The organism is Nocardioides sp. Root1257 (assembly GCF_001425175.1).
In the GTDB taxonomy this organism is placed as follows: domain Bacteria; phylum Actinomycetota; class Actinomycetes; order Propionibacteriales; family Nocardioidaceae; genus Nocardioides.
On the sequence record NZ_LMDV01000013.1, the window covers coordinates 134,131 to 153,454 of the forward strand.

At 71.2% G+C, this 19,324-nt stretch carries 20 protein-coding genes and 1 other RNA gene; 10 read left to right on the forward strand and 11 right to left on the reverse strand.

The window, feature by feature from the left end; genetic code table 11:
- Nucleotides 1-155: 155 nt before the first annotated feature.
- From ASC77_RS23695 to ASC77_RS23710, 4 genes are all read left to right on the forward strand, one after another.
- Nucleotides 156-1,058, forward strand: coding sequence for a DUF559 domain-containing protein (locus ASC77_RS23695; RefSeq protein ID WP_156391260.1), 903 nt, complete (start codon nt 156-158; stop codon nt 1,056-1,058).
- Nucleotides 1,059-1,087: 29 nt separating this feature from the next.
- Entirely contained in the window at nt 1,088-2,290 is a 1,203-nt protein-coding gene (locus tag ASC77_RS23700) for a PQQ-dependent sugar dehydrogenase (protein WP_056159003.1), read from the forward strand.
- 73 nt (nt 2,291-2,363) lie between these two features.
- Nucleotides 2,364-3,659, forward strand: coding sequence for a hemolysin family protein (locus ASC77_RS23705; protein WP_056159006.1), 1,296 nt, complete (start codon nt 2,364-2,366; stop codon nt 3,657-3,659).
- Between the two features lie 60 nt (nt 3,660-3,719).
- Nucleotides 3,720-5,270: a carboxypeptidase regulatory-like domain-containing protein gene (locus ASC77_RS23710; RefSeq protein ID WP_056159009.1), complete on the forward strand. Its 1,551-nt coding sequence runs from the start codon at nt 3,720-3,722 to the stop codon at nt 5,268-5,270.
- On the opposite strand, the gene ASC77_RS23715 is transcribed toward ASC77_RS23710, so the two are convergent.
- Both ASC77_RS23715 and ASC77_RS27340 read right to left on the reverse strand, forming a co-directional pair.
- The gene (locus tag ASC77_RS23715) at nt 5,263-5,523 is read right to left on the reverse strand and encodes a hypothetical protein (RefSeq protein WP_056159012.1); all 261 of its coding nucleotides are present in this window, start codon (nt 5,521-5,523) and stop codon (nt 5,263-5,265) included. The genes ASC77_RS23710 and ASC77_RS23715 overlap by 8 nt on opposite strands.
- Nucleotides 5,516-5,692: a hypothetical protein gene (locus ASC77_RS27340; protein WP_200945119.1), complete on the reverse strand. Its 177-nt coding sequence runs from the start codon at nt 5,690-5,692 to the stop codon at nt 5,516-5,518. The genes ASC77_RS23715 and ASC77_RS27340 overlap by 8 nt, the downstream gene beginning before the upstream one ends.
- An 81-nt stretch (nt 5,693-5,773) precedes the next feature.
- Here ASC77_RS27340 and ASC77_RS23720 point away from each other — a divergent pair, with 81 nt between their 5' ends.
- From ASC77_RS23720 to ASC77_RS23735, 4 genes are all read left to right on the forward strand, one after another.
- Nucleotides 5,774-7,354 carry a circularly permuted type 2 ATP-grasp protein gene (locus ASC77_RS23720; RefSeq protein ID WP_056159015.1) on the forward strand — a complete coding sequence of 527 codons (1,581 nt, stop codon included), beginning with the start codon at nt 5,774-5,776 and terminating at the stop codon, nt 7,352-7,354.
- Nucleotides 7,348-8,286 carry an alpha-E domain-containing protein gene (locus tag ASC77_RS23725; protein ID WP_056159017.1) on the forward strand — a complete coding sequence of 313 codons (939 nt, stop codon included), beginning with the start codon at nt 7,348-7,350 and terminating at the stop codon, nt 8,284-8,286. Before ASC77_RS23720 ends, ASC77_RS23725 begins: the two co-directional genes overlap by 7 nt.
- 2 nt (nt 8,287-8,288) lie before the next feature.
- Complete coding sequence (locus ASC77_RS23730) at nt 8,289-9,128, forward strand: transglutaminase family protein (RefSeq protein ID WP_056159020.1); 840 nt, start codon at nt 8,289-8,291, stop codon at nt 9,126-9,128.
- Nucleotides 9,129-9,227: 99 nt separating this feature from the next.
- A complete protein-coding gene (locus ASC77_RS23735) occupies nt 9,228-10,853 on the forward strand; it encodes a FlgD immunoglobulin-like domain containing protein (RefSeq protein WP_056159024.1) in 1,626 nt (541 codons plus the stop codon).
- 3 nt (nt 10,854-10,856) lie between these two features.
- On the opposite strand, the gene ASC77_RS23740 is transcribed toward ASC77_RS23735, so the two are convergent.
- The 3 genes from ASC77_RS23740 to ASC77_RS23750 form a co-directional block, all read right to left on the reverse strand.
- A complete protein-coding gene (locus ASC77_RS23740) occupies nt 10,857-11,276 on the reverse strand; it encodes a tetratricopeptide repeat protein (RefSeq protein ID WP_200945121.1) in 420 nt (139 codons plus the stop codon).
- A 17-nt stretch (nt 11,277-11,293) separates the two neighbouring features.
- Nucleotides 11,294-11,824 carry a GNAT family N-acetyltransferase gene (locus tag ASC77_RS23745; RefSeq protein WP_162249855.1) on the reverse strand — a complete coding sequence of 177 codons (531 nt, stop codon included), beginning with the start codon at nt 11,822-11,824 and terminating at the stop codon, nt 11,294-11,296.
- 96 nt (nt 11,825-11,920) lie between these two features.
- Nucleotides 11,921-12,202: an excalibur calcium-binding domain-containing protein gene (locus ASC77_RS23750; protein ID WP_082575278.1), complete on the reverse strand. Its 282-nt coding sequence runs from the start codon at nt 12,200-12,202 to the stop codon at nt 11,921-11,923.
- A gap of 89 nt (nt 12,203-12,291) precedes the next feature.
- Between ASC77_RS23750 and rnpB the strand changes: the two genes are divergently transcribed.
- An RNA gene (gene rnpB / locus ASC77_RS24010) (RNase P RNA component class A) lies at nt 12,292-12,679 on the forward strand.
- A gap of 340 nt (nt 12,680-13,019) precedes the next feature.
- Nucleotides 13,020-13,406, forward strand: coding sequence for a hypothetical protein (locus tag ASC77_RS23755; protein ID WP_056159033.1), 387 nt, complete (start codon nt 13,020-13,022; stop codon nt 13,404-13,406).
- On the opposite strand, the gene ASC77_RS23760 is transcribed toward ASC77_RS23755, so the two are convergent.
- From ASC77_RS23760 to ASC77_RS23780, 6 genes are all read right to left on the reverse strand, one after another.
- Nucleotides 13,302-15,887, reverse strand: coding sequence for a helix-turn-helix transcriptional regulator (locus ASC77_RS23760; protein WP_056159205.1), 2,586 nt, complete (start codon nt 15,885-15,887; stop codon nt 13,302-13,304). The genes ASC77_RS23755 and ASC77_RS23760 overlap by 105 nt on opposite strands.
- Before the next feature lie 66 nt (nt 15,888-15,953).
- Nucleotides 15,954-16,229, reverse strand: a complete 276-nt coding sequence (locus ASC77_RS23765; protein WP_056159036.1) for a DUF4242 domain-containing protein — start codon at nt 16,227-16,229, stop codon at nt 15,954-15,956.
- A gap of 159 nt (nt 16,230-16,388) precedes the next feature.
- Nucleotides 16,389-17,000, reverse strand: coding sequence for a hypothetical protein (locus ASC77_RS23770; RefSeq protein ID WP_156391261.1), 612 nt, complete (start codon nt 16,998-17,000; stop codon nt 16,389-16,391).
- Between the two features lie 98 nt (nt 17,001-17,098).
- Nucleotides 17,099-17,587, reverse strand: a complete 489-nt coding sequence (locus ASC77_RS23775; protein ID WP_056159041.1) for a hypothetical protein — start codon at nt 17,585-17,587, stop codon at nt 17,099-17,101.
- Between the two features lie 8 nt (nt 17,588-17,595).
- Nucleotides 17,596-17,751 (reverse strand): hypothetical protein, encoded by a 156-nt coding sequence (locus ASC77_RS26875; RefSeq protein ID WP_156391262.1) that lies wholly within the window; start codon nt 17,749-17,751, stop codon nt 17,596-17,598.
- A gap of 82 nt (nt 17,752-17,833) precedes the next feature.
- A complete protein-coding gene (locus ASC77_RS23780) occupies nt 17,834-19,036 on the reverse strand; it encodes a cation:proton antiporter (protein ID WP_200945122.1) in 1,203 nt (400 codons plus the stop codon).
- Between the last annotated feature and the right edge of the window lie 288 nt (nt 19,037-19,324).

The window sequence follows — 19,324 nt, forward strand, 5'->3', positions numbered from 1 at the left end:
TGACGTCCCGCGGGGCGCCCTGGACCGGAAGTCGTCCACAGCGCCACCGCGAGCCGCCTCCTCCACACCCGCCGACACGGCATCGGCGCTCGGAGCCTCGATGAGGCAACGCTGCACCCATGCCCCGCCAGGTCCCGTACGACGACGATCGGTTCGTGGCTGCGCGTGATCTGGCCGCCGACCAGGGCGGCGTGCTCTCTCGACCTCAGCTGTACGGCGTCGGCATCACGCGGTGGGAGATCCGCGGCCAGGTGCGTGGACACCGCTGGCAGCTGATCGGGGACCAGTGCGTCCACCTCGAGAACGGCCACCTCTCCCCCGAGGGCGAGCAATGGGCTGCGGTCTTCCACGGCGGTCCGCGGGCGTGCCTCGACGGCGGGTCGGCCCTGGTCGCGGCCGGTCTCGAGCGCTACACACTGGAGCGCGTCCGGGTTTCGGTGCCGCGCGGCGCCCGGATCCGTCGTCACCCGCGCTTCGACATCCGCCAGACCCGGCGGTGGGCCGAGAGCGACATCATCCGCGTCGGCCTGCCCCGCACCAGGAGCGCCACTGCCGCGATCCGCGCCGCCCTGTGGGCCCGTACCGACCGCGAGGCGACGTACGTCCTGCTCCTCGCCGTCCAGCAGCGCATCGTCGCCGCGCGCGACATCGGCACCGAGCTGCTCCGCGTGCGTCGCGACAAGCGTCGGCTACTCCTCCACTCCGTGGTCAACGAGCTGCTCGACGGCGCGCAGTCCCTGGGCGAGATCGACATCGCGACGCTGCTGCGACGACGTGGACTGCCTGCGCCCGCGCGTCAGGCAGTGCGGCAGGACCGACGAGGGCGCTACTACCTCGACCTCTCCTGGCCGGACTACCGGCTGGTCGTCGAGATCGACGGCATCCACCACGCATGGGTGGAGAACCTCGTCGGCGATGCGCTGCGGCACAACGCCGTCGCGCTCGACGGCGACACCGTGCTCCGGGTGCCGCTGCTCGGTCTGCGGCTGCAGCCGGAGGCGTTCCTCGACCAGATCGAGGACGGCCTGCGCGCCGGCGGCTGGTCGCTGGCGGCGTGATCTCATCTTCGCTGGGTAACGTGCCAGGCATGCGCTCCCTCGTTCTCGGACCTGTCACCGCGCTCACGCTGGGCCTGACGCTGGGCCTCACGGTCGCGCCGGCGCCCACCCAGGCACAGCTCGCACCCCAGCAGCACACGCAGCAGCACGCACATCAGGCGAAGCACCAGCGGGCGGCGTACCCCGTCCTCCAGGTCAAGCGCCTGGTCACCGGGCTCGACCACCCGTGGGACGTCCGGTCCCTCGGCGGCGGGCGGCTGATCTACACGCAGCGCGACCGCGCCACGCTGACGACGTGGGCGCACGGGCGCAAGCACCGGGTGAAGTTCCCCAGCAGCTCGGTCTGGGTGAGCGGCGAGACCGGGCTGATGGGGCTGGAGGTCGACCCCGCCTACGCCAGCAACCACCGCATCTACACCTGCCAGGGCGGCATCACGCGCAGTGGCGGCCACGACGTCCGCGTCATCGCGTGGCGCCTCAACGCGAAGGCCACGAAGGCGACCCGCATCAAGCAGCTGGTGGGCGGGTTCCCGACGACCTCCGGTCGGCACGGCGGCTGCCGCCTGCTGATCGCCGACGACGGCTCCCTGCTGGTCGGCACCGGCGACGCTGCCACCGGCACCAACCCGGAGAACACGACGTCCCTCGGCGGCAAGACCCTGCGGCTCAACCGGATGACCGGTGCGCCCTGGCCGAGCAACCCCTTCATCAGCAGCACCAACCACAACAAGCGCTACGTGCAGACCTACGGCCACCGCAACGTGCAGGGTCTGAGCCAGCGCGCCGACGGCTCGCTGTGGTCGATCGAGCAGGGCACCTACCGTGACGACGAGGTCAACCGGCTCCGCAACGGCGGCGACTACGGCTACAACCCGGTGCCGGGCTACAACGAGTCCGTCCCGATGACCGACCAGTCGCTGCCCGGCAAGCAGATCGGTGCCGCGTGGAGCTCGGGCGACCCGACGATCGCGACCTCCGGCGGCGGGTTCGTGTACGGCGTGGGCCTCGGCGCCTACAACGGCACCCTGGCGGTCGCCGCGCTGAAGGCGGAGCGGGTGCTCTTCCTGACGTTCTCGAAGGCCGGCAAGCTGCAGCGGGTCAAGGTGCCCGCGGCGCTGCGGCAGTTCGGTCGGATCCGCACCGTGGTCGACGGGCCGGGCTCGACGTTCTTCGTCACCACCGACAACGGCAGCGGCACCGACGCGATCCTGCGGGTCCGCCCGAAGCGCTGATCGGCGGCGCCTTGGAGCGATCCGGCATGCTGAGGACTCCTGATCCCGACCTGACGGAGCCCGCGGACCCCCGGTGGACACCCAGACCCTGATCAACCTGCTTCTCGTCGTCGCGTTCATCCTCGTCGGCGGGGTCTTCGCCGGCACGGAGATCGCCCTCGTCTCGCTGCGTGAGGGGCAGATCAACGCCCTCTCCGAGCGTGGTCCGCGCGGAGCCCGCGTGGCCCGGGTCGCGCGCGACCCCAACCGGTTCCTCGCCGCGGTGCAGATCGGCGTCACCGTCGCCGGCTTCTTCTCCGCGGCGTACGGCGCCTCGACCCTCGCGCCCGACTTCGCCCCGGTGCTCGAGAACGCCGGGCTCAGCGGAGCCGCCGCCGACACCGCAGCGCTGATCCTGCTCACCCTCTTCATCGCCTACCTCTCCCTGGTGCTCGGCGAGCTGGTGCCGAAGCGGCTCGCGCTGCAGCGCTCCCAGGGCGTGGCGTACGCGGTGGGCGGACCGCTCGACCGGTTCGCGATCGTGATGCGGCCGGTCGTGTGGCTGCTGTCGGTCTCGACCAACGGCATCGTCCGGCTCTTCGGCGGCGATCCGTCGGCCACGGCGGAGGAGCTCAGCGACGAGGAGCTCCGCTTCCTCGTCGACCAGCACGAGGGTCTCGCCGACGACGAGCGCAAGATCCTGACCGACGTCTTCGACGCCGGCGACCGCTCGCTCAGCGAGGTGATGCGTCCGCGCCGCGACGTCACCTTCCTGGCCATCGACTGCACCGTCGCGGAGGCCGTCGAGGCCGCGCTCTCCCACCCCTACTCGCGCTTCCCCGTGATCGGGACCAGCCAGGACGACGTCCTCGGCTTCCTGCACGTGCGCGACCTGCTGGGCGCCGACCCGCAGCGCCGCATCCGGGGCCTGACCCGCGACATCCTGCACCTGCCCGCCACCAACCGGCTGCTGCCCTCGCTGGCCCGGATGCGCGACGAGGGCCGCCACATCGCCGTCGTCGTGGACGAGTACGGCGGCACCGACGGCATCGTCACCCTCGAGGACCTCGTCGAGGAGCTGGTCGGCGACATCCGCGACGAGTACGACGAGGCCGACCCGGAGACCGCGCCCGACGTCGTCGACGCCCGCCTGACCATCGAGGAGTTCGCCCGCCTGACCGGCGTACCCCTCGACGACGGCCCCTACGAGACCGTCGCCGGCTACGTCATGCACGCCCTCGGCCGGCTCGCGGAGCCCGGCGACACCGTGGTCGTCGGCGACCACCAGCTCGTCGTCACCGAGGTCGACCGGCACCGGATCACGCAGGTCAGCATCCGTCTGAGTGCCGGTTCCACGGAAACGACTCCCCCGGAGCACGGTCACCCCTAGCCTGTCCCGGACCAGCGACGCGGCATCGGGCCTCGCCACTGCACGGGGAGACACATCTGCATGCGACGTGACCGCGCCGCCGTACGTCCGATCGCCTGGCTAGCGGGCCTGGTCCTGGTCGTGACGGCGGTGTGCGTGCCCGGAGGCCCGACCCTCGCCGCAGGGACCGGACACATCACCGGGGTCGTCACCGCACCGGGCGGCACGCCGCTCGCGAACGTCTGGGTCAGCGTGGGGTACCTCAACGAAGGCAACTGGATGCTCGCCGCCACGACACTCACTGGCATCAACGGCCAGTACGACGTCGACGTCGCGGCGGGCGGCCCGCACAGCATGGTGTTCAGCCGTTCCGGCTACGCGACCGAGTACTACGACGACGCCACCACGATGGCGACCGCCACGAACGTCCCGGTGACGGCCGGCGTGACGACCACCGCGAACGCCGAGCTGGCCGTCGCCGGTCACGTCACCGGCACCGTCACCGGCACCGGTGGCGTCGCTGTCGCGGACGTCGACGTGTCGGCCTGGCAGCTCGTCGGCGACGACTGGCACCGCACCGGCGTGACGAGGTTGACCGACGACGAGGGCGACTACGACCTCGATGGGCTCCCGACAGGGGGCTTCCGGCTGCGGTTCGCGGCGCCGTCCGGCAGCGGCTACGTCAGCGAGTGGTGGGACGACGCCTGGACCGTCGAGACGGCGACCACGGTGTCGGTCACGGGCGGCGCGACCACCAGCGGCAAGGACGTGGAGCTGAGCGTCGACGGACCAGCGCCTGCGATCACCAACACCGCGCTGCCGACGATCGGAGGGACCCCGCAGGTCGGCGCAGCGCTGACCGGCGCCGTCGGTTCGTGGGATCCCGCCGGCGGGCTCTCCTTCGCCTACCGCTGGCTGGTGGACGGGGAGCCCGTGGCCGGTGCCACCGGTACGTCGTACCTGCCCGCGGCGGGAGACGTCGGCAAGACCGTGCGGTTCGAGGTGACCGCGACCAGGACCGGCTACCACGCCGGGACGGCGACCTCCGGTGCCACCGCCGTTGTGGCACCGGCGGACCAGCCGGTCGCCAGCGCGACACCACCGGCGATCACGCGGGCACCCCGGGTCGGCGCGACCGTGACCGCGGCGCCCGGCACGTGGACCCCCGCCGACCCCACCCTGACCTACCAGTGGCTCGTGGCCGGCACACCGGTCGCGCACGCAACGACCTCGTCGTACCGGCCGGTGCCGGCCGACCTCGGCAAGAGGCTGGAGGTGCGGGTCACCGCCACGGCCGCCGGCCACACCGCGGGCGTCGCCACCTCGGCGGCCCGCATCGTCGGCAAGGGCGTCCTGACGGCGACCAGGAAGCCCCAGGTCACCGGCACGGCGAGGAAGAACGCCACGCTCACCGTCTCCCCCGGCGTCTGGACGCCGTCGAGAGCCACGGTGCGGATCCAGTGGTACGCCGGCGCGAAGGCGATCCCGAAGGCCACAGCCACCAAGTTCACGCTGGCGGGCAAGGCGCTCGAGGCCGTCGCGGGCAAGGCTGTCTCGGTGCTGGTCACCGTGACGGCGCCCGGCTACCGCACCGTCACCACCAGGCTGAGGGTCGCGGGCAAGGTCAGGTAGCCAGGCCGACAAGCCAGATCGCGGCGACCCAGACGACCAGCGCGAGCACCGCCACCCACGGCAGCCTGGTCGGGTGCAGGGTCCACCACGCGCAGGCGACGGCGAAGAGCGCGACCCAGACGCCGAGCAGCAGCACGACCGCCCACCACGGGACGATGAGCCCGCTCGCGGCGTACAGGAAGAACGCGCACGCCATCCCGGCCATGCCGACGAACGGCCACGGTGACGCCGGGGTGAGGCGGGTGTCAGTCATTCCACTTCGGGTCGTTGTCCCAGTCCTCGTTGCGCTGCTCGGCCTTGCCCAGCGCACCCTCGGCCTCCTCGCGGCTGCCGAACGGTCCGAGGCGGTCGATCGGCGGGCACATGTCCTCGCCCTGCTCGACGCGGTGGTGCTTCACGCAGAACCAGAAGTCGTCACTCATGACGGCAACGTACCCAGACCAGTCGCCGACGCAACGTTCCCGAAACAACAGGATGGGTAGGGTCCGCGCATGGAAACGCCCATGAGCACGCTGTTCGAGGGCTACTCGGGGACGCGCGCCGCGTACGACGAGATGTTCGACGCCGAGCAGCTGCGCCCGCCGTACGAGCGCCTGCGCGACTCCCTCAACGACCTGACGATCCCCGACCTGGCCGCCCGGGTCGAGGCGCTGCAGGCGAGCTACCTCGACCAGGGCGTGACCTTCGACATCGGCGGCGAGGAGCGCGCGTTCCCGCTCGACATCCTCCCGCGGGTCATCGAGATGGACACCTGGTCCACGATCGAGCGCGGCGTCCAGCAGCGGGTCGCGGCGCTGGAGGCCTTCCTGGCCGACGTGTACGACGCCGGGCAGGTGTTCGCCGACGGTGTGATCCCGCGCCGGGTGATCGTGACGTCGTCGCACTACCACCGCCAGGCCGCCGGCGTGCGCCCGCCGAACGGCGTCCGCGTGCACGTCTCCGGCATCGACCTGGTGCGCGACGACGACGGCGAGTTCCGGGTGCTGGAGGACAACGTCCGGGTGCCGTCCGGGGTCTCGTACGTGATGACCAACCGGCGCGCGATCTCCTCCGCCCTCCCCGAGCCGTTCGCCGAGCACCGGATCCGACCGGTGGCGGGCTATCCCCAGCGTCTGCTGGCCGCGCTGCGGGCCGCGGCCCCCGCCGGCGTCGCCGACCCGACCGTCGTCGTGCTGACGCCCGGCGTCTACAACGGCGCCTACTTCGAGCACGCGCTGCTCGCCCGCACCATGGGCGTCGAGCTGGTCGAGGGACGTGACCTCGAGTGCCGTCGCGGCCGCGTCATGATGCGCACGACCAAGGGCCTTGCGCCGGTGCACGTGATCTACCGCCGCGTCGACGACGAGTTCGTCGACCCGGTGCACTTCCGCGCCGACTCGATGCTCGGCTGCCCCGGCCTGATCGACGCCGCCCGCGCCGGCAACGTCACGATCGCCAACGCCATCGGCAACGGCGTCGCCGACGACAAGCTCGTCTACACCTACCTGCCCGACCTGATCCGCTACTACCTCAGCGAGGAGCCGGTGCTCAAGAACGTCGACACCTGGCGGGTCGGCGACGCCGAGGCCCGCGAGGAGGTGCTCGACCGCCTGGACGAGCTGGTCCTCAAGCCGGTCGACGGCAGCGGCGGCAAGGGCATCGTGATCGGCCCGCGCGCGACCGCGGCCGAGCTGGTCGAGCTGCGCACGAAGATCCTCGCCGACCCGCGCTCGTGGATCGCCCAGCCCGTCGTGCAACTGTCGACGGTCCCGACGTACGTCGACGGGCGGTTCGGGCCGCGCCACGTCGACCTGCGTCCGTTCGCGGTCAACGACGGCCAGCGCGTCTGGGTGCTTCCGGGCGGGCTGACCCGCGTCGCCCTCGCGGAGGGAGAGCTGATCGTGAACTCCTCGCGTGGCGGTGGCTCCAAGGACACCTGGGTGCTCGCCGGGACCGGCCAGGCGGCGCGGCCGCCCGAGCCCGTCAAGGTCGAGCCGGTTGCGCCGACGCCGCAGACCACCGGTCCCGCACTGTCGGAGCCCGGCGCCGACCAGGAGCCGCAGCAGCAACAACAGCAGCAACAGCAGGGGGTGGGCCGATGCTGAGCCGGATCGCGGAGTCGATGTTCTGGATCGGCCGCTACGTCGAGCGCGCCGAGGACACGGCGCGCATCCTCGACGTGCAGACCCAGCTGATCCTCGAGGAGGCCGGCATCGACGAGCGCGAGACGTGCCGGATGCTGCTGCAGATCATGGGCGTCGAGATCGAGGACGACGACCCCGAGTTCCACCAGGTCGACGTGACGACGGTGCTGCGCCACCTCGCCTACAGCCCGGAGTCGCCGGTCTCGATCGCCACCGCCCTCGGCGCCGCGCGCGAGAGCGCCCGCCGGGCCCGCGAGACGCTGTCGGTGCCGATGTGGGAGGCGCTCAACACGACGTACCGCGCCATCCCGTCCGGCCAGTTCCGGTCCATGCGCCCGCCGATGGTCTTCCAGTGGGTGCGCGAGCGCGCGGCCCTGATCAACGGCACCGCGGACGCGACCATGACCCGCGACGAGGGCTGGCACTTCCTGATGCTGGGCCGCTGCATCGAGCGCGCCGACATGACCTCGCGCCTGGTGGCGACCGCCGCCGTCTCGACCGGCTCGCCGTGGACGAGCACACTGCGCGCCTGCGGTGCCTACGAGGCGTTCCTGCGCACCTACCGCGGCCTGGAGACCGACCGCGCGGCCGCGGAGTTCCTGCTGCTCGACCGGCTCTTCCCGCGATCGGTGGTGTTCTCGCTCAACCGCGCCGAGCAGTGCGTCGACAACCTCGAGTCGTCCGGCCAGCGCGCCGGCTTCCAGAACGAGGGGCAGCGGCTCCTGGGCCGGACTCGCGCCGAGCTCGAGTACCGCTCGCTCTCCGACGTGCTCGCCGACCTGCCCAACGAGATGGAGCGGCTCCAGCGCACCTGCGCGCTGGCCACCGACGCCATCACCCGTCGCTACTTCGCCCGAGCCGAGTCGCTCACGTGGCAGGGGGTCCTCTCGTGAGCATGCAGCTCCGGATCGTGCACCGCACGACGTTCGAGTACGACGGCCGCGCGGTCGCGTCGTACAACCAGGCGCGGATGACGCCGCTGACGACGCCCGGCCAGATCGTGTCGCACAGCCGGCTCGAGGTCTCCCCCGCGCCGTGGCTCTACGACTACCGCGACTACTTCGGCACGGCCGTGACCGCGTTCGAGGTGCTCGACCCGCACGAGACGATGACGGTGACCGCTACCTCGACGGTCCACACCGACCGCGCGCCGACGGGGATGCCGACGATCGGCTGGGAGCAGCTGGCCGACCCCGACGTCGCCGACGAGCACACCGAGTACCTCGCCACCACGCCCGCCGTGGCGCTGCACCCCGAGCTCAGCGAGCGGGTGCAGCGCATCCGCGCCGAGGCCGAGCTCCCCGGCGACGCCGCTCGCGAGGTGTGCGCCCTCGTCCACCGCGAGGTCGAGTACCGCGCCGGCGCGACCGATGTGCACACCCGGGCCGCCGACGCCTGGGAGCAGCGGGCCGGCGTGTGCCAGGACATGGCGCACCTGACGATCGGCGGGCTCCGCTCGCTCGGCATCCCGGCGCGCTACGTCTCGGGCTACTTCCACCCGCAGAGCCGACCCGCCGTCGGCGAGCAGGTGCCCGGCGAGTCGCACGCCTGGGTGGAGTGGTGGGACCACGGCTGGCACGCCTTCGACCCGACCAACGACTCCGAGCCGGGCGACCGCTACGTCGTGGTCGCGACCGGTCGCGAGTACGGCGACGTCCAGCCGCTCAGCGGGATCTTCTCGGGCGCGAAGACGTCGTCCATGAGCGTGGACGTCGCGCTCACCCGGCTGGCGTGACCCACGACGGCCCACGACGGCATGTAACGCCCGGGCACCGATCGGCGCTGTAGTGCGTGCCGGGCGCCATCGGGTCGCCCGTGCGAAGGGGGATCGATCATGGGCTTCAGGACGCGCATCGTCGCTGCCGTCGCCGTCGTGTGTGCCGGCCTGACCGCGGGAGCCGCCCTGAGCGCCGCGCCCGCGGAAGCGAGCGGCCCGGTCATCTCGATCGGGAAGTACCGCCACGAGTTCTCCCCCAACGGGGACGGCTACCACGACCGTCTCGTGATCCCGGTGCGGCTGCGCCAGGCGGCCTACCTGCACGCGACGGTCACCTACACCCGAGGCGACACCGACGTCGCCTACAACCGGCTGGTGTGCCTCGGCCGGCCCGGCTGCCGGCTGAAGCCGGGGACCTACCGGGTCCCCGCCGAGGACCTCTACTCCCTTCAGGCGTGGCGGCAGAAGCCGGGCCGGTTCAGCATCGTCTTCTGGGCCTCTCCGACCCGCAAGGCACGCGTCCAGGACGTCGGGCCAGCGCGCCGGGCCCGGACCAACGTCCGCATGGTCCGGGCCGTTCAAGGTCCGGTGCGCACGGTGCAGCACTTCTTCTCCCCCAACGGCGACGGACAGCAGGACGTCGCCCGGCTCGGGTTCACGCTCGAGCAGCCGATGGTCGTGCAGGGCGCCGTCCGGGTCGACCATGGCCACGGCAAGGTCGTGGCACGGATCCCCCTCGGCCGGATGAGCGCCGGTCACCACGTCTGGGACTGGTCCGGACTGGACGAGCACGGCAACCCGGTGCCCGCCGGGCGCTACGACCTCGCCATCGCCGGCACCCAGGTCGCCCGGCCGCACCACACGGCCAGCAGCGGCTGGATCGGGGCGTGGATCCTCGACACGACCGCCCCCGACCCGACGGTGACGGCGAACCGCACCACGGTCTACCCGGCGACCACGTTGTTCTCCGACGAGGTGCGCTTCAAGTTCGAGGGCCACGACATCACCGCCCCGCAGATCCACGCCACCGTGCAGACGGCCGCCGGCGCGGCGGTGCGGACGCTCACGGCCGAGGACACGCCGTGCTACTCCGGGGAGCCGGACCACGGCTGGGGCTGGTACTACAGCGGCGGCTGCCCGATGCTGCGCTGGGACGGGCGTGACGCCTCGGGCGCGGTCCAGCCGCCCGGCTCCTACGTGCTCCACGTCGTCGGCGAGGACCTGGCCGGCAACCGCGCCGTGTCCGACACCCCGCTGACGGTCTCCGCCGCACCGCTCGTCGAGCACACGCGCACCACGACGTACGACGCCGCGCACACGCCCCGCTCTCCCGGCGCGTGCGCCATTCCCGGTGCTCCCCAGGGCTGCGGCACCGACTCGTGCGGCCCGGTCGGGTCCGACCGCTACGCCGACGGCCTGTCCTTCCGGTCGGGCCCGGGCTGCGGCGCCGGTGCCACGCACCCCTCGACCGCGGACTTCCTGGCGGTCGGTGACACCGGCCACGAGCAGATCCGGGTCACCGCCACCGGCGGGCCGAGCACGCCGGGCGCACCCGACACGGCCTCGCTCAGCGGCACGACGATGCAGGGCGACGGCAGCTTCGTGTCGCCCTGGATCCCGCTGCACGTCCCGCACGGCGGCCTCACGGCCGCCGGCGTCTGGTCGGTGACCACGCAGAGCGGCGCGGCGTACGACGTCGCGTCGTTCAGCGTCGAGCAGACCTACTTCGCGCCGGCGCCCTGAGGCTCACTCGTCCTTCGTGCTGAGCCGCTCCTCGACGCGGAGCACGGCGAGCCCGTGGTCCCAGTCACCGCTCATGGCGGCCGCGAGCCGCAGGTGCGGCAGCGCGTCGGCGTACCGGCTCTGCCGCTCGAGGCACCGGCCGAGCGCGTGCTGCGCCCAGTCGTCGGTGGGGTTCTCGGCGACCAGCCGCTCCAGGTCGGTCTCGGCGCGCTGGAGCTGCACGCGGATCAGGTAGGCCCAGGCGCGCAGGGTCAGCAGGCCGGTGTTGTCGGGGTCCGCCTCGAGCGCCGGCTCGAGGACCTCCAGGGCCTCCTTCGCGGCGCGACGCTCCAGGAGATCGTACGCCGTGCGGTAGGCCGCCTCGGGAGCCGCCGTCTGTCCCGGGAACACGACGGGCGGCGTGGGCAGCATGTCGTCGTTCATGCCTCCTGAACGTTCTCTCAGGGCACGGGATTCCCGGGTGGATCGTCGTGCAGGAGGCGCTGAAAGAGGATGGTGTCGCGCCACTCCTCGCGGATGTAGAGGAAGCGCTCGGCGACGCCGTACTGCTGGAAGCCGCTGCGCCGCAGCACGGCCTGCGAGGGCGTGTTCTCGACCAGCGTCCCGGCCTCCAGCCGGTGCAGCCCGAGCCTCGTCGCCTGCACGACCATGTGCCCGACCCCGGCCGTCGCCAGCCCGCGACCCAGGTGCTCGTGGTCGATCCAGTAGCCGATTGTCCCCGACTGCAGCACCGCCCGGACGATGTTGGTGATCATCAGCCGCCCGACGACCAGGTCGTCGTGCCAGACCAGGTACATGTACGACCGGCCCGCCGCCGTCTCCCCCAGGTTGCGCGCGACCTCCGCCTCCTGCCCGGCGTCGGCGTAGAAGCTGTCCGGCCGCCCGGGATCCCACGGCGACAGGTGCTCCTTGTTCTTCCGGAACGCCGCCGCCAGCGCCGCCCCGTCCCCCACCCGCAACTCCCTGATCACATACCCGTCACCAAGCACCGGGCCAGTCTCCCGGCGGTTGAGGAGGCGCGCTAGCGCCGTCTCGAAACCCCGGAAACCGACAAGCGACCTAACCCGTCAGCTCGCCTCGCAGGCGATCCCGTCCTTGTCGCGGTCCAGCCCGCTGTTCACCCGCATCGCGGTCCTATAGAGCGCGTTCGAGCGCTTGAAGCTCGTCACCGGAGTCCCGCTCGTGTGGTCGCGCGCCCCGACCTTGCCGACCCCGTGCGGGTAGGTCCGGTGCACGGCGTCGCAGTTGCGCCACGACACCGCTGCCGCCGGCCCGGCCCCGACCAGGCCACTCACGACGACCACCGTCGTCACCATGACGGCCCCCGCCGCCGTACGTCGCATCCGCATCGTCGTCTCCCCTCGTCGCTGCGCTTGTCCGCGACCGTACGTGGCGAGAGCCGCGCCCGGAGCCGTTTCCCCTATCCTTGGCCTGCGGACGGGCTGGCCGGGCGACCGCGTGGAGGCAACTCCCCGAGGAAGGTCCGGGCTCCACAGGGCAAGGTGGTGGGTAACACCCACCCGGGGCAACCTGCGGGACAGTGCCACAGAAAACAGACCGCCTCCCAGCGCTCCGCGCCGGGCGGTAAGGATGAAACGGCGGTGTAAGAGACCACCAGCGGTCGGGGCGACCCGGCCGGCTAGGCAAACCCCACCTGGAGCAAGATCAAGAAGTTCGGAGCCCCCAGGCCCCGAACGCGCGTACGTCCGAGGGCTGCCCGCCCGAGTACGCGGGTAGATCGCTGGAGGCGGCCGGCAACGGTCGTCGTAGATGGATGGTCGCCACGCTTCGGCGTACAGAACCCGGCCTACAGGCCAGCCCGTCGCGCACGAGGCCTTGCAGCACCCGCCGCAGCTGCGCTCGTTACCTGGGCGAGATTGCGCCAAAGGTGGGGATTTCCTCCGATGTCCGGGGTCGCTCGCGACACCAGCCTTGTCGTGTCCTAACCGATACGACGAGGTGATGCCATGTACAACCCCTACAGCCTGGACCTGGCCAGTCTTCGCCGGCGAGAGATGATTGCCGACGCCGACCGACGGCGCACCGCGAAGGCCTCCCGCAGAGCGCGACGGCAAGGACGCGCGCTGAGCGACCGGCCCACTGGCGCCGACATGGGCGGGCGTCAGCCCACTGCGCGTCCCGCCCTGCCGCTCCGGGCGTGATGACATGTACATCGCCCTGCCCGTGCTAGCGGGGATCGCATCGACGGTGATCTTCGCCTCCAGCACCATGCCGATGCTCGGCAAGGCGCTGCGCACGCGCGAGCTCAGCTCCTACAGCCTGGGCAACCTGATGCTGGCGAACCTCGGGAACGCCATCTACTCGGTGTACGTCTTCAGCCTCGCGCCGGGTCCACTGTGGGCGCTGCACTCGTTCCACCTGGGAACCACGGCGTTCATGCTGGTCTGGTACGTGCGCTTCGAGCTCGTGCCCCGGCGGGAGCGGAGATCAGGTCAGCCCGAGCTGCGCGGAGTTGACCACGACGGCACGCCGGTTGGGTACGGCGAGCTTGGTCAGGATGGCCGAGACGTGATGGTCGGCGGTCTTCGGTGAGATGAAGAGCTGGGTCGCGATCTCGGCGTTGGAGAGCCCTCGCGCGACCAGTCGTGCGACCTCGAGCTGCCGGTTGGTGAGGCCCGCCGGGTTCGCGCGGGTGCTCTCCCGAGGGCGCTGGGGCACGACCACGCTGCCCTCCTGGCGCAGCACGACGCGGTGCCGGTCGGCCGTGCCGACCGCGCCGATCGAGTCGAGCAACCGGATGCCTGTGACCCGGTCCTCGGGGACCACCGAGTCGGTCCAGGCCATCGCCTCGGCGAAGGGATCGCCCAGCAGCTGCCACGCCCGCGCGGCCTCGGCGACCCTGCCTTCGTCTGCCAGGCGGTAGGGCTCGGCGACCCGGGCCAGCTGAGGCACCGGGAGGCCCAGGCGACGCAGCCACGCGCCCACGTGCCCCGCACCCCACTCGGCACCGGGACACGCGCCCAGTACGGCGAGCTGCGACACGGCGTAGTCGGACACGCGATGGTCCGTGCGTCCCGTCATCCACGCCGCCTCCGCGAGCGCCGCGAGCACGGAGAGCCGGCGGAGCGGCTCGTCGATCTGCTCCGCCAGCGACCACGCGTCATCGAGGATGCCGAGCTCGGCATCCTCGCCACGACGCAACGGCACGAGGACACTGACCAGCCGCGGCCACAAGGTGGCGAGGGGCATCCCGTCGTCACCGATGACTGTGGCGGCATCCTCCAGCGCCGCCTCCCACCGTCCGCGCTGGAACTTGAGCCGCGCACGCACGCCGGTCTGCCAGTGGCGACAGATCGGGATGTCGCGCTGGTTGGCGAAGGGGATGGAGACCTGGAGCAGCTGCTCGGCGTCGCGGAACCGACCGTGCTCGACGTCGAGGCTGGCGACCTGCGAGTAGACCGTCGACGCCAGCTCGTCCCAGCCTCGGTCACGGGCGGTCTCGACCTGGGTCAGCAACGTGGCTCGCGCAGCCTCGTCGCCGCTCACCAGGTCGCTCACGGTCGTGACGACCTCGCTGCGCAGACCGAGCACGCCGAGGTCGCTGCGCTCGGCCACCAGACGTGCCTCCGCGGCCAGCTCGCGTGCCCGTACGAGGTCGTTGCGGAGATAGGCCAGGAAGCCTTGGGTCGCCCGCGCCGCGCCGTAGGTGGACGGCGTGGTGGCATCGAGAGCGATCCGCGCCGCCGTCTCGGAGTGGTGCTCGGCCTTCTCGCGGTGTGCGTTGTAGTACTCGAACAGCGCGACCGCGTCGTGCGCATCGGCGAGCCCCTCGTGGTTCCTCGCCTCCTCCCAGAGCCGGAAGGTCGCCCGTACGTTCGAGATCGCCTCCGACAGTCGGCTGGTCATGTACTGCTGGTAGGCGAGCTCGAGCAGGAGACGTGCCCGTTCCTCGGGATCACGGGTCTCCAGGTGCTCCAGTGCGATCTCGAAGAAGGCAGCCGCCTCGCTGTGGGATCCGGCCGCGTTCGCGTCCTCAGCGGCCCGGCGGGCGTACGACGTCGCCCGCGCGCCGTCGCGCGCAGCGACGGCATGGTGGGTGAGGACGGCCGGATCGGCAGGATCGATCGTCTCGAGCGCGACGACGAGCCGGGCATGCAGTCGTGGTCCGCCACCGGGCGGGATCGTGCTCTCGATCGCCTGCCGGGCGAGCTCGTGGCGGAAGACCAGACCGTCGGCGGTACGCGAGAGGAGCGACGTGTCCTGGAGACGCCGCAGGGTCGGAAGGTCGACGTCGAGGTGCGGCAGCACTCGGTTGTCGAGGTGGTCGGGGGCGGCTGCGATCAGCTGGAGGACCTCGAAGTCGTGGTCGGTGACGTCCGTCGTGTGCGCGAGCACCGCATCACGCACGGTGGCCGGCAGGGGGCGGTCGGGCTCCTTGGCGACCTCCGCGACGAAGAACGGGTTGCCTCCGGTGAGCGCGTGCACGCGCGACGCGTCCAGGTGGGTGCCGCTGACCACCTCACGGACCGCGTCCACCGAGAGAGGCGCGAGCCCGAGCTGCGTGAAGCCATCGAGCGAGGCGAGGTCGCCCAGCAGCGGCCTCGCGGAGTGTCGCGGGCCGATCTCCCCGTCGCGGTAGGTGAGGACGAGAAGGAGCGGCATCGCTTCGACCCGCCGTGCGAGGAAGCGGAGCACATCGACTGTCGCGGCGTCGACCCAGTGCAGATCCTCGACGATCAGCAGACTCGGCTCGCTTCGTAGGGCGTCGTACACTCGCTCGCACAGCTCGGCTCGCGACTCGTCCTCGCGCCGTGGGTCGCCCGCGGCACCGAGAAGCTCGAGGTCGCGGAAGGGGCCGAGCGGTCGCGGCGTGTCGAGCGGGTCGCAATGGGCGCGCAGCACGCGCACCTCGAACCCTGCCGCCGCCGTCTCCGCGATGACGGCGTCGACCAGCGACGACTTGCCGACACCGCTGTCTCCGGTGATGGCCACCCCACTGCCGTCACCGCCACGGGCGTGGCCGAGGGCTGCCCGGAGGACACCCACCTCGGCGCTGCGCTCCAAGAGCCGCACAGCCCGAGTGTAGGTGCCCTCCTCCGTGACGCCGAGGAGATCGTCGGTCGTCATGTGGCCGTCGGCTCAGACGTTCGCCGTGTGCGGTCCGAACTCCGCCACGACGGGCGTGACCCTGTTCGCGGGGAAGCCGCCTCGACGGGCGTGCTCGAGGATCGCCTCCCCGTCGACGGCGTCGTGGATGCAGTAGATCCGGTCGCCAGCCACGTAGCTGACGATCCAGACGTACGGGACCCCGAGCGACTCGACGGCCGCGTTGGACGTGCGGGCGATCTCGGCCAGCTGGTCCTGGGTCAGGTCCTTCGCGTCCGGGATCTCCCGCTCGATGATGAAACGCTGCATTGCTACTCCTTGTGTCGTCCCGGGGCCTCGTGCCGCCGGGACCTCAACACTCGCGCCGTCGCATCCGCGGCACATGGGGAGTTGCCACCCATTTGTGTCGCACGAACCCACGCGGATGTCGGGCCGGGTACCTGTCGACGGTGTTGGGAGATGTCTCCGCTAGCCGAGGATGTTGACGGCTCGCGCGACGATCATGACGGCAATCACCAACGAGATCGAGGCTTGGAGGAGCATCAGCATCTTTGCCCAGCGGGTCAGCGGCATCGTGTCCGTGGGACTGAGTGCGGCTGAGTTGGTGAACGCGAGATACAGGTAGTCCGGGTACTGCGGCCACCAGCTCGGCGGGGCCAGGTCGGGTGCGGCGTTCTCCGGGAACGCGAAGACCGCGGCGAGCGGCCTGCCCGACGCGCGAGCGGCCGGGCCGCCCCGGTCGAGCAACCAGAACCACAGGCTGAACGCGATCACATTCGTCACCCAGAGCGCCGCTCCCGTCGCCAGGAGTACCGGGCCGTTGTCACGGTCCGACCCATCGAGAATGCCTCGAACGAGCTCCGCGACCCCGGCGAGGTTGTCCACGGTCATGACAACCACCAGAGCGATCGTGAGCCTCATGAGGGTCGGGGAACGCCGGTCGATGCGACCTGGATCGCCGACCACGAGTACCGCGAGGAGAAGCACCTCCACCGACGGGAAGAGCACCGACGGGGACAGCACATGACGATCGGGGAGTGAGAGCTGCAGAGCAACGGACACCAGGACTGCACCGGCCATCGGCCACCGAGGCTCGCCCAGGCCGCCTCGAGCTCGGCGACCGGCGGCAGCGTCCGGTCCGTCCTCCTCAGGCTGGGACGACGTCATGCCTGCGACCGTCAGGTGGGTGAGACGGCCGCGCGGACCTGGTCGAGCATGTGCTGCTCCCCCTCGCTCACTTGCTTCGCACCGAACCCCAGGAAGCCTCCCTCCTTCGCAGCGTCGGCGGCGGCCTGCGCCGATTCGACCAGCCACTGCCCGAAGGCGGTCGTCTCGTCAGGGGTCGCCCGCGCAGCAACGATCGCCCGGACCTCCCTGAGCTCGACCAGGACCTGATCACCCGCCGGGGCGGTTCCTGGCGAGGTCGGGCGGTACCCCTTGAGCGGATTCCTCTTCTGCTGGACCGCTGCCTGGATGTCGAGCGCAGCTTCGGCGACCAGCTGCTCGCGACTGGACGGGTTGGTGGCGGACCTGATCATCGCCATCGACTCTTTCGCGACCTCGATCGGACCGCCTGGATCGGCAAGCGCGACAGCAAGTCCGGCCACCAACGGTGCTCGGACGATCCGGGTCCACTCCTCCTCGGAGAAGTCCTCCTTGGTCGTCACGAGCTACGTCAGTCCGTTGCGTAGGTGAACCAGGTGATGAACATGAACAGCCCGATGATTCCCGCGCCCAGCAGCACCGCGCCCAGAAACGCGATGGTCGAGGCCCACCGCTCGTCGTACGCCCGTGTCGGCTCGCTGCGGTGATCCGGCATCTGACTTGCCATGGTGTCCGTCCGTCCCGCGGGCGGGGGTACCCGCTGCTTCCTTGGTACTCCTCATCGGCGTACGTCGCTACCCCCATGCTCGCTACAGCGACGGCTCGGCACCGGCAGGTGGTGCTTCGTCAGGATCGCGGGCGCGCACGGGGCGGTTGAGCGCAACCGCCAGTCCAGGAAAGACCATCACGGAGAGCACGCCCGCCCCGACGAGTGCAGCGGCGTTCTCCGGCAGCATGTGGCCGGTGTCCAGCCCGATTGCGGACAGCGCGACGAGCAGGGGCAGCGACGTCGCGGTCAGCAGCATCAGCTGCACCCGTTGACGCAGCACTAGGTCGCGGCGGTAGAGGAAGAGCGAGGGAAGACCGCGCACCGCGAGCAGCAGCACGAAGAATCCGACCAGCCGGGCCGGCGCCTCCTTGATCGAGTCGAGATCGAGACCCATACCTGAGGAGACGAAGAAGACCGGGATGAAGAACCCGTAGCCCACCGCGTCCAGCTTGTCCTCGAGGGCCTCGACGTCTCCAGGCGCCCAACGACGCAGGACGACGCCCGCGAGGAACGCACCGAGGACCACGTCCAGCCCCACGTCGCTCGCGAAGACCAGCAGGCCGAACAACAGCATCACGGTCAGGCGCAGCGTCGTCTGCGACGTCGCGTTCTCGCCCCTGCGGGAGATCGCCTCGAACCGATCGAGGCGGGCCAGCCGCGGCAACCAGGTCAGGCCCAGCGCCAGCACGCACATCGCCACGAGCGAGACCAGGCCGAACAGGCGGCCACGTGAGCCGAGAAAGACAGCGATGCCGACGATCGGGAAGAACTCACCGACTGCCCCGGCGGGCAGCACGAACCGCGCCAGAGGGCCGGCCGACATGTCGTTGTCACGCAAGATCGGCAACAGGGTTCCGAGCGCCGTCGCGGTCAGCGCAAGCGCGACGGGGACGAAGGCGTGGACGATGTCGGCCGCCGCGAGCGCGCCGGTGACAACGACCGAGAGCACAGCGCTGACGAACCAGCCGGCCACGGCCAGCCGGCCGGAGCGTTCACCGAAGTGGTCGAGCTCCAGCTCGTAGCCGGCGAGGAGGAACAGGAAGCCCAGACCCACGTTGGCGACCAGCGCGATAGCGTCCGGCTCCGCCAGCCCCGCAACCTCGGGACCGACCAGCACTCCGCCGACGATCAACACCACCACCTGGGGAACCCGAAAGCGGGCGAGGAGCGCGCACACGAACGGTGCCGCCGCGGAGACGATCGACACGACCAGCAGCGCGCGCAGGCCAGTGTCGAGATCCACCACCCACCTCCCTGCCAGGCACCGGTCACCATGCTGTCGGGTGCGTGACCTCGTGCCAACCCGTCGGACGTTGCCGGTCGCTGCTTGTCGCCCGTGTGTACGGAGTGCCATGGTCGAAATGCGCCGGAGCGACGGGCGCGACACCGCGAGGAGGTCAACGTGGCTCTCACAGACCGATACCAGCCCGGGGACGAGCGGGCGGCCGGGTGCCGTCCCGGACGAACGAGCAGCACCCTGACCCGTGATCGAACACATGTTCTAATCTGGACCTGTGAGGGCGGGTGACGG

What these genes read in the sequence shown, in the direction of transcription:
- ASC77_RS23700 (WP_056159003.1), top strand. Translation starts at nt 1,088, where the DNA reads ATGCGCTCCCTCGTTCTCGGACCTGTCACCGCGCTCACGCTGGGCCTG.
- ASC77_RS23710 (WP_056159009.1), top strand. Translation starts at nt 3,720, where the DNA reads ATGCGACGTGACCGCGCCGCCGTACGTCCGATCGCCTGGCTAGCGGGC.
- ASC77_RS23715 (WP_056159012.1), bottom strand. Translation starts at nt 5,523, where the DNA reads ATGACTGACACCCGCCTCACCCCGGCGTCACCGTGGCCGTTCGTCGGC.
- ASC77_RS27340 (WP_200945119.1), bottom strand. Translation starts at nt 5,692, where the DNA reads ATGAGTGACGACTTCTGGTTCTGCGTGAAGCACCACCGCGTCGAGCAG.
- ASC77_RS23720 (WP_056159015.1), top strand. Translation starts at nt 5,774, where the DNA reads ATGAGCACGCTGTTCGAGGGCTACTCGGGGACGCGCGCCGCGTACGAC.
- ASC77_RS23725 (WP_056159017.1), top strand. Translation starts at nt 7,348, where the DNA reads ATGCTGAGCCGGATCGCGGAGTCGATGTTCTGGATCGGCCGCTACGTC.
- ASC77_RS23730 (WP_056159020.1), top strand. Translation starts at nt 8,289, where the DNA reads ATGCAGCTCCGGATCGTGCACCGCACGACGTTCGAGTACGACGGCCGC.
- ASC77_RS23735 (WP_056159024.1), top strand. Translation starts at nt 9,228, where the DNA reads ATGGGCTTCAGGACGCGCATCGTCGCTGCCGTCGCCGTCGTGTGTGCC.
- ASC77_RS23740 (WP_200945121.1), bottom strand. Translation starts at nt 11,276, where the DNA reads ATGAACGACGACATGCTGCCCACGCCGCCCGTCGTGTTCCCGGGACAG.
- ASC77_RS23750 (WP_082575278.1), bottom strand. Translation starts at nt 12,202, where the DNA reads ATGCGGATGCGACGTACGGCGGCGGGGGCCGTCATGGTGACGACGGTG.
- ASC77_RS23755 (WP_056159033.1), top strand. Translation starts at nt 13,020, where the DNA reads ATGTACATCGCCCTGCCCGTGCTAGCGGGGATCGCATCGACGGTGATC.
- ASC77_RS23765 (WP_056159036.1), bottom strand. Translation starts at nt 16,229, where the DNA reads ATGCAGCGTTTCATCATCGAGCGGGAGATCCCGGACGCGAAGGACCTG.
- ASC77_RS23770 (WP_156391261.1), bottom strand. Translation starts at nt 17,000, where the DNA reads ATGGCCGGTGCAGTCCTGGTGTCCGTTGCTCTGCAGCTCTCACTCCCC.
- ASC77_RS26875 (WP_156391262.1), bottom strand. Translation starts at nt 17,751, where the DNA reads ATGGCAAGTCAGATGCCGGATCACCGCAGCGAGCCGACACGGGCGTAC.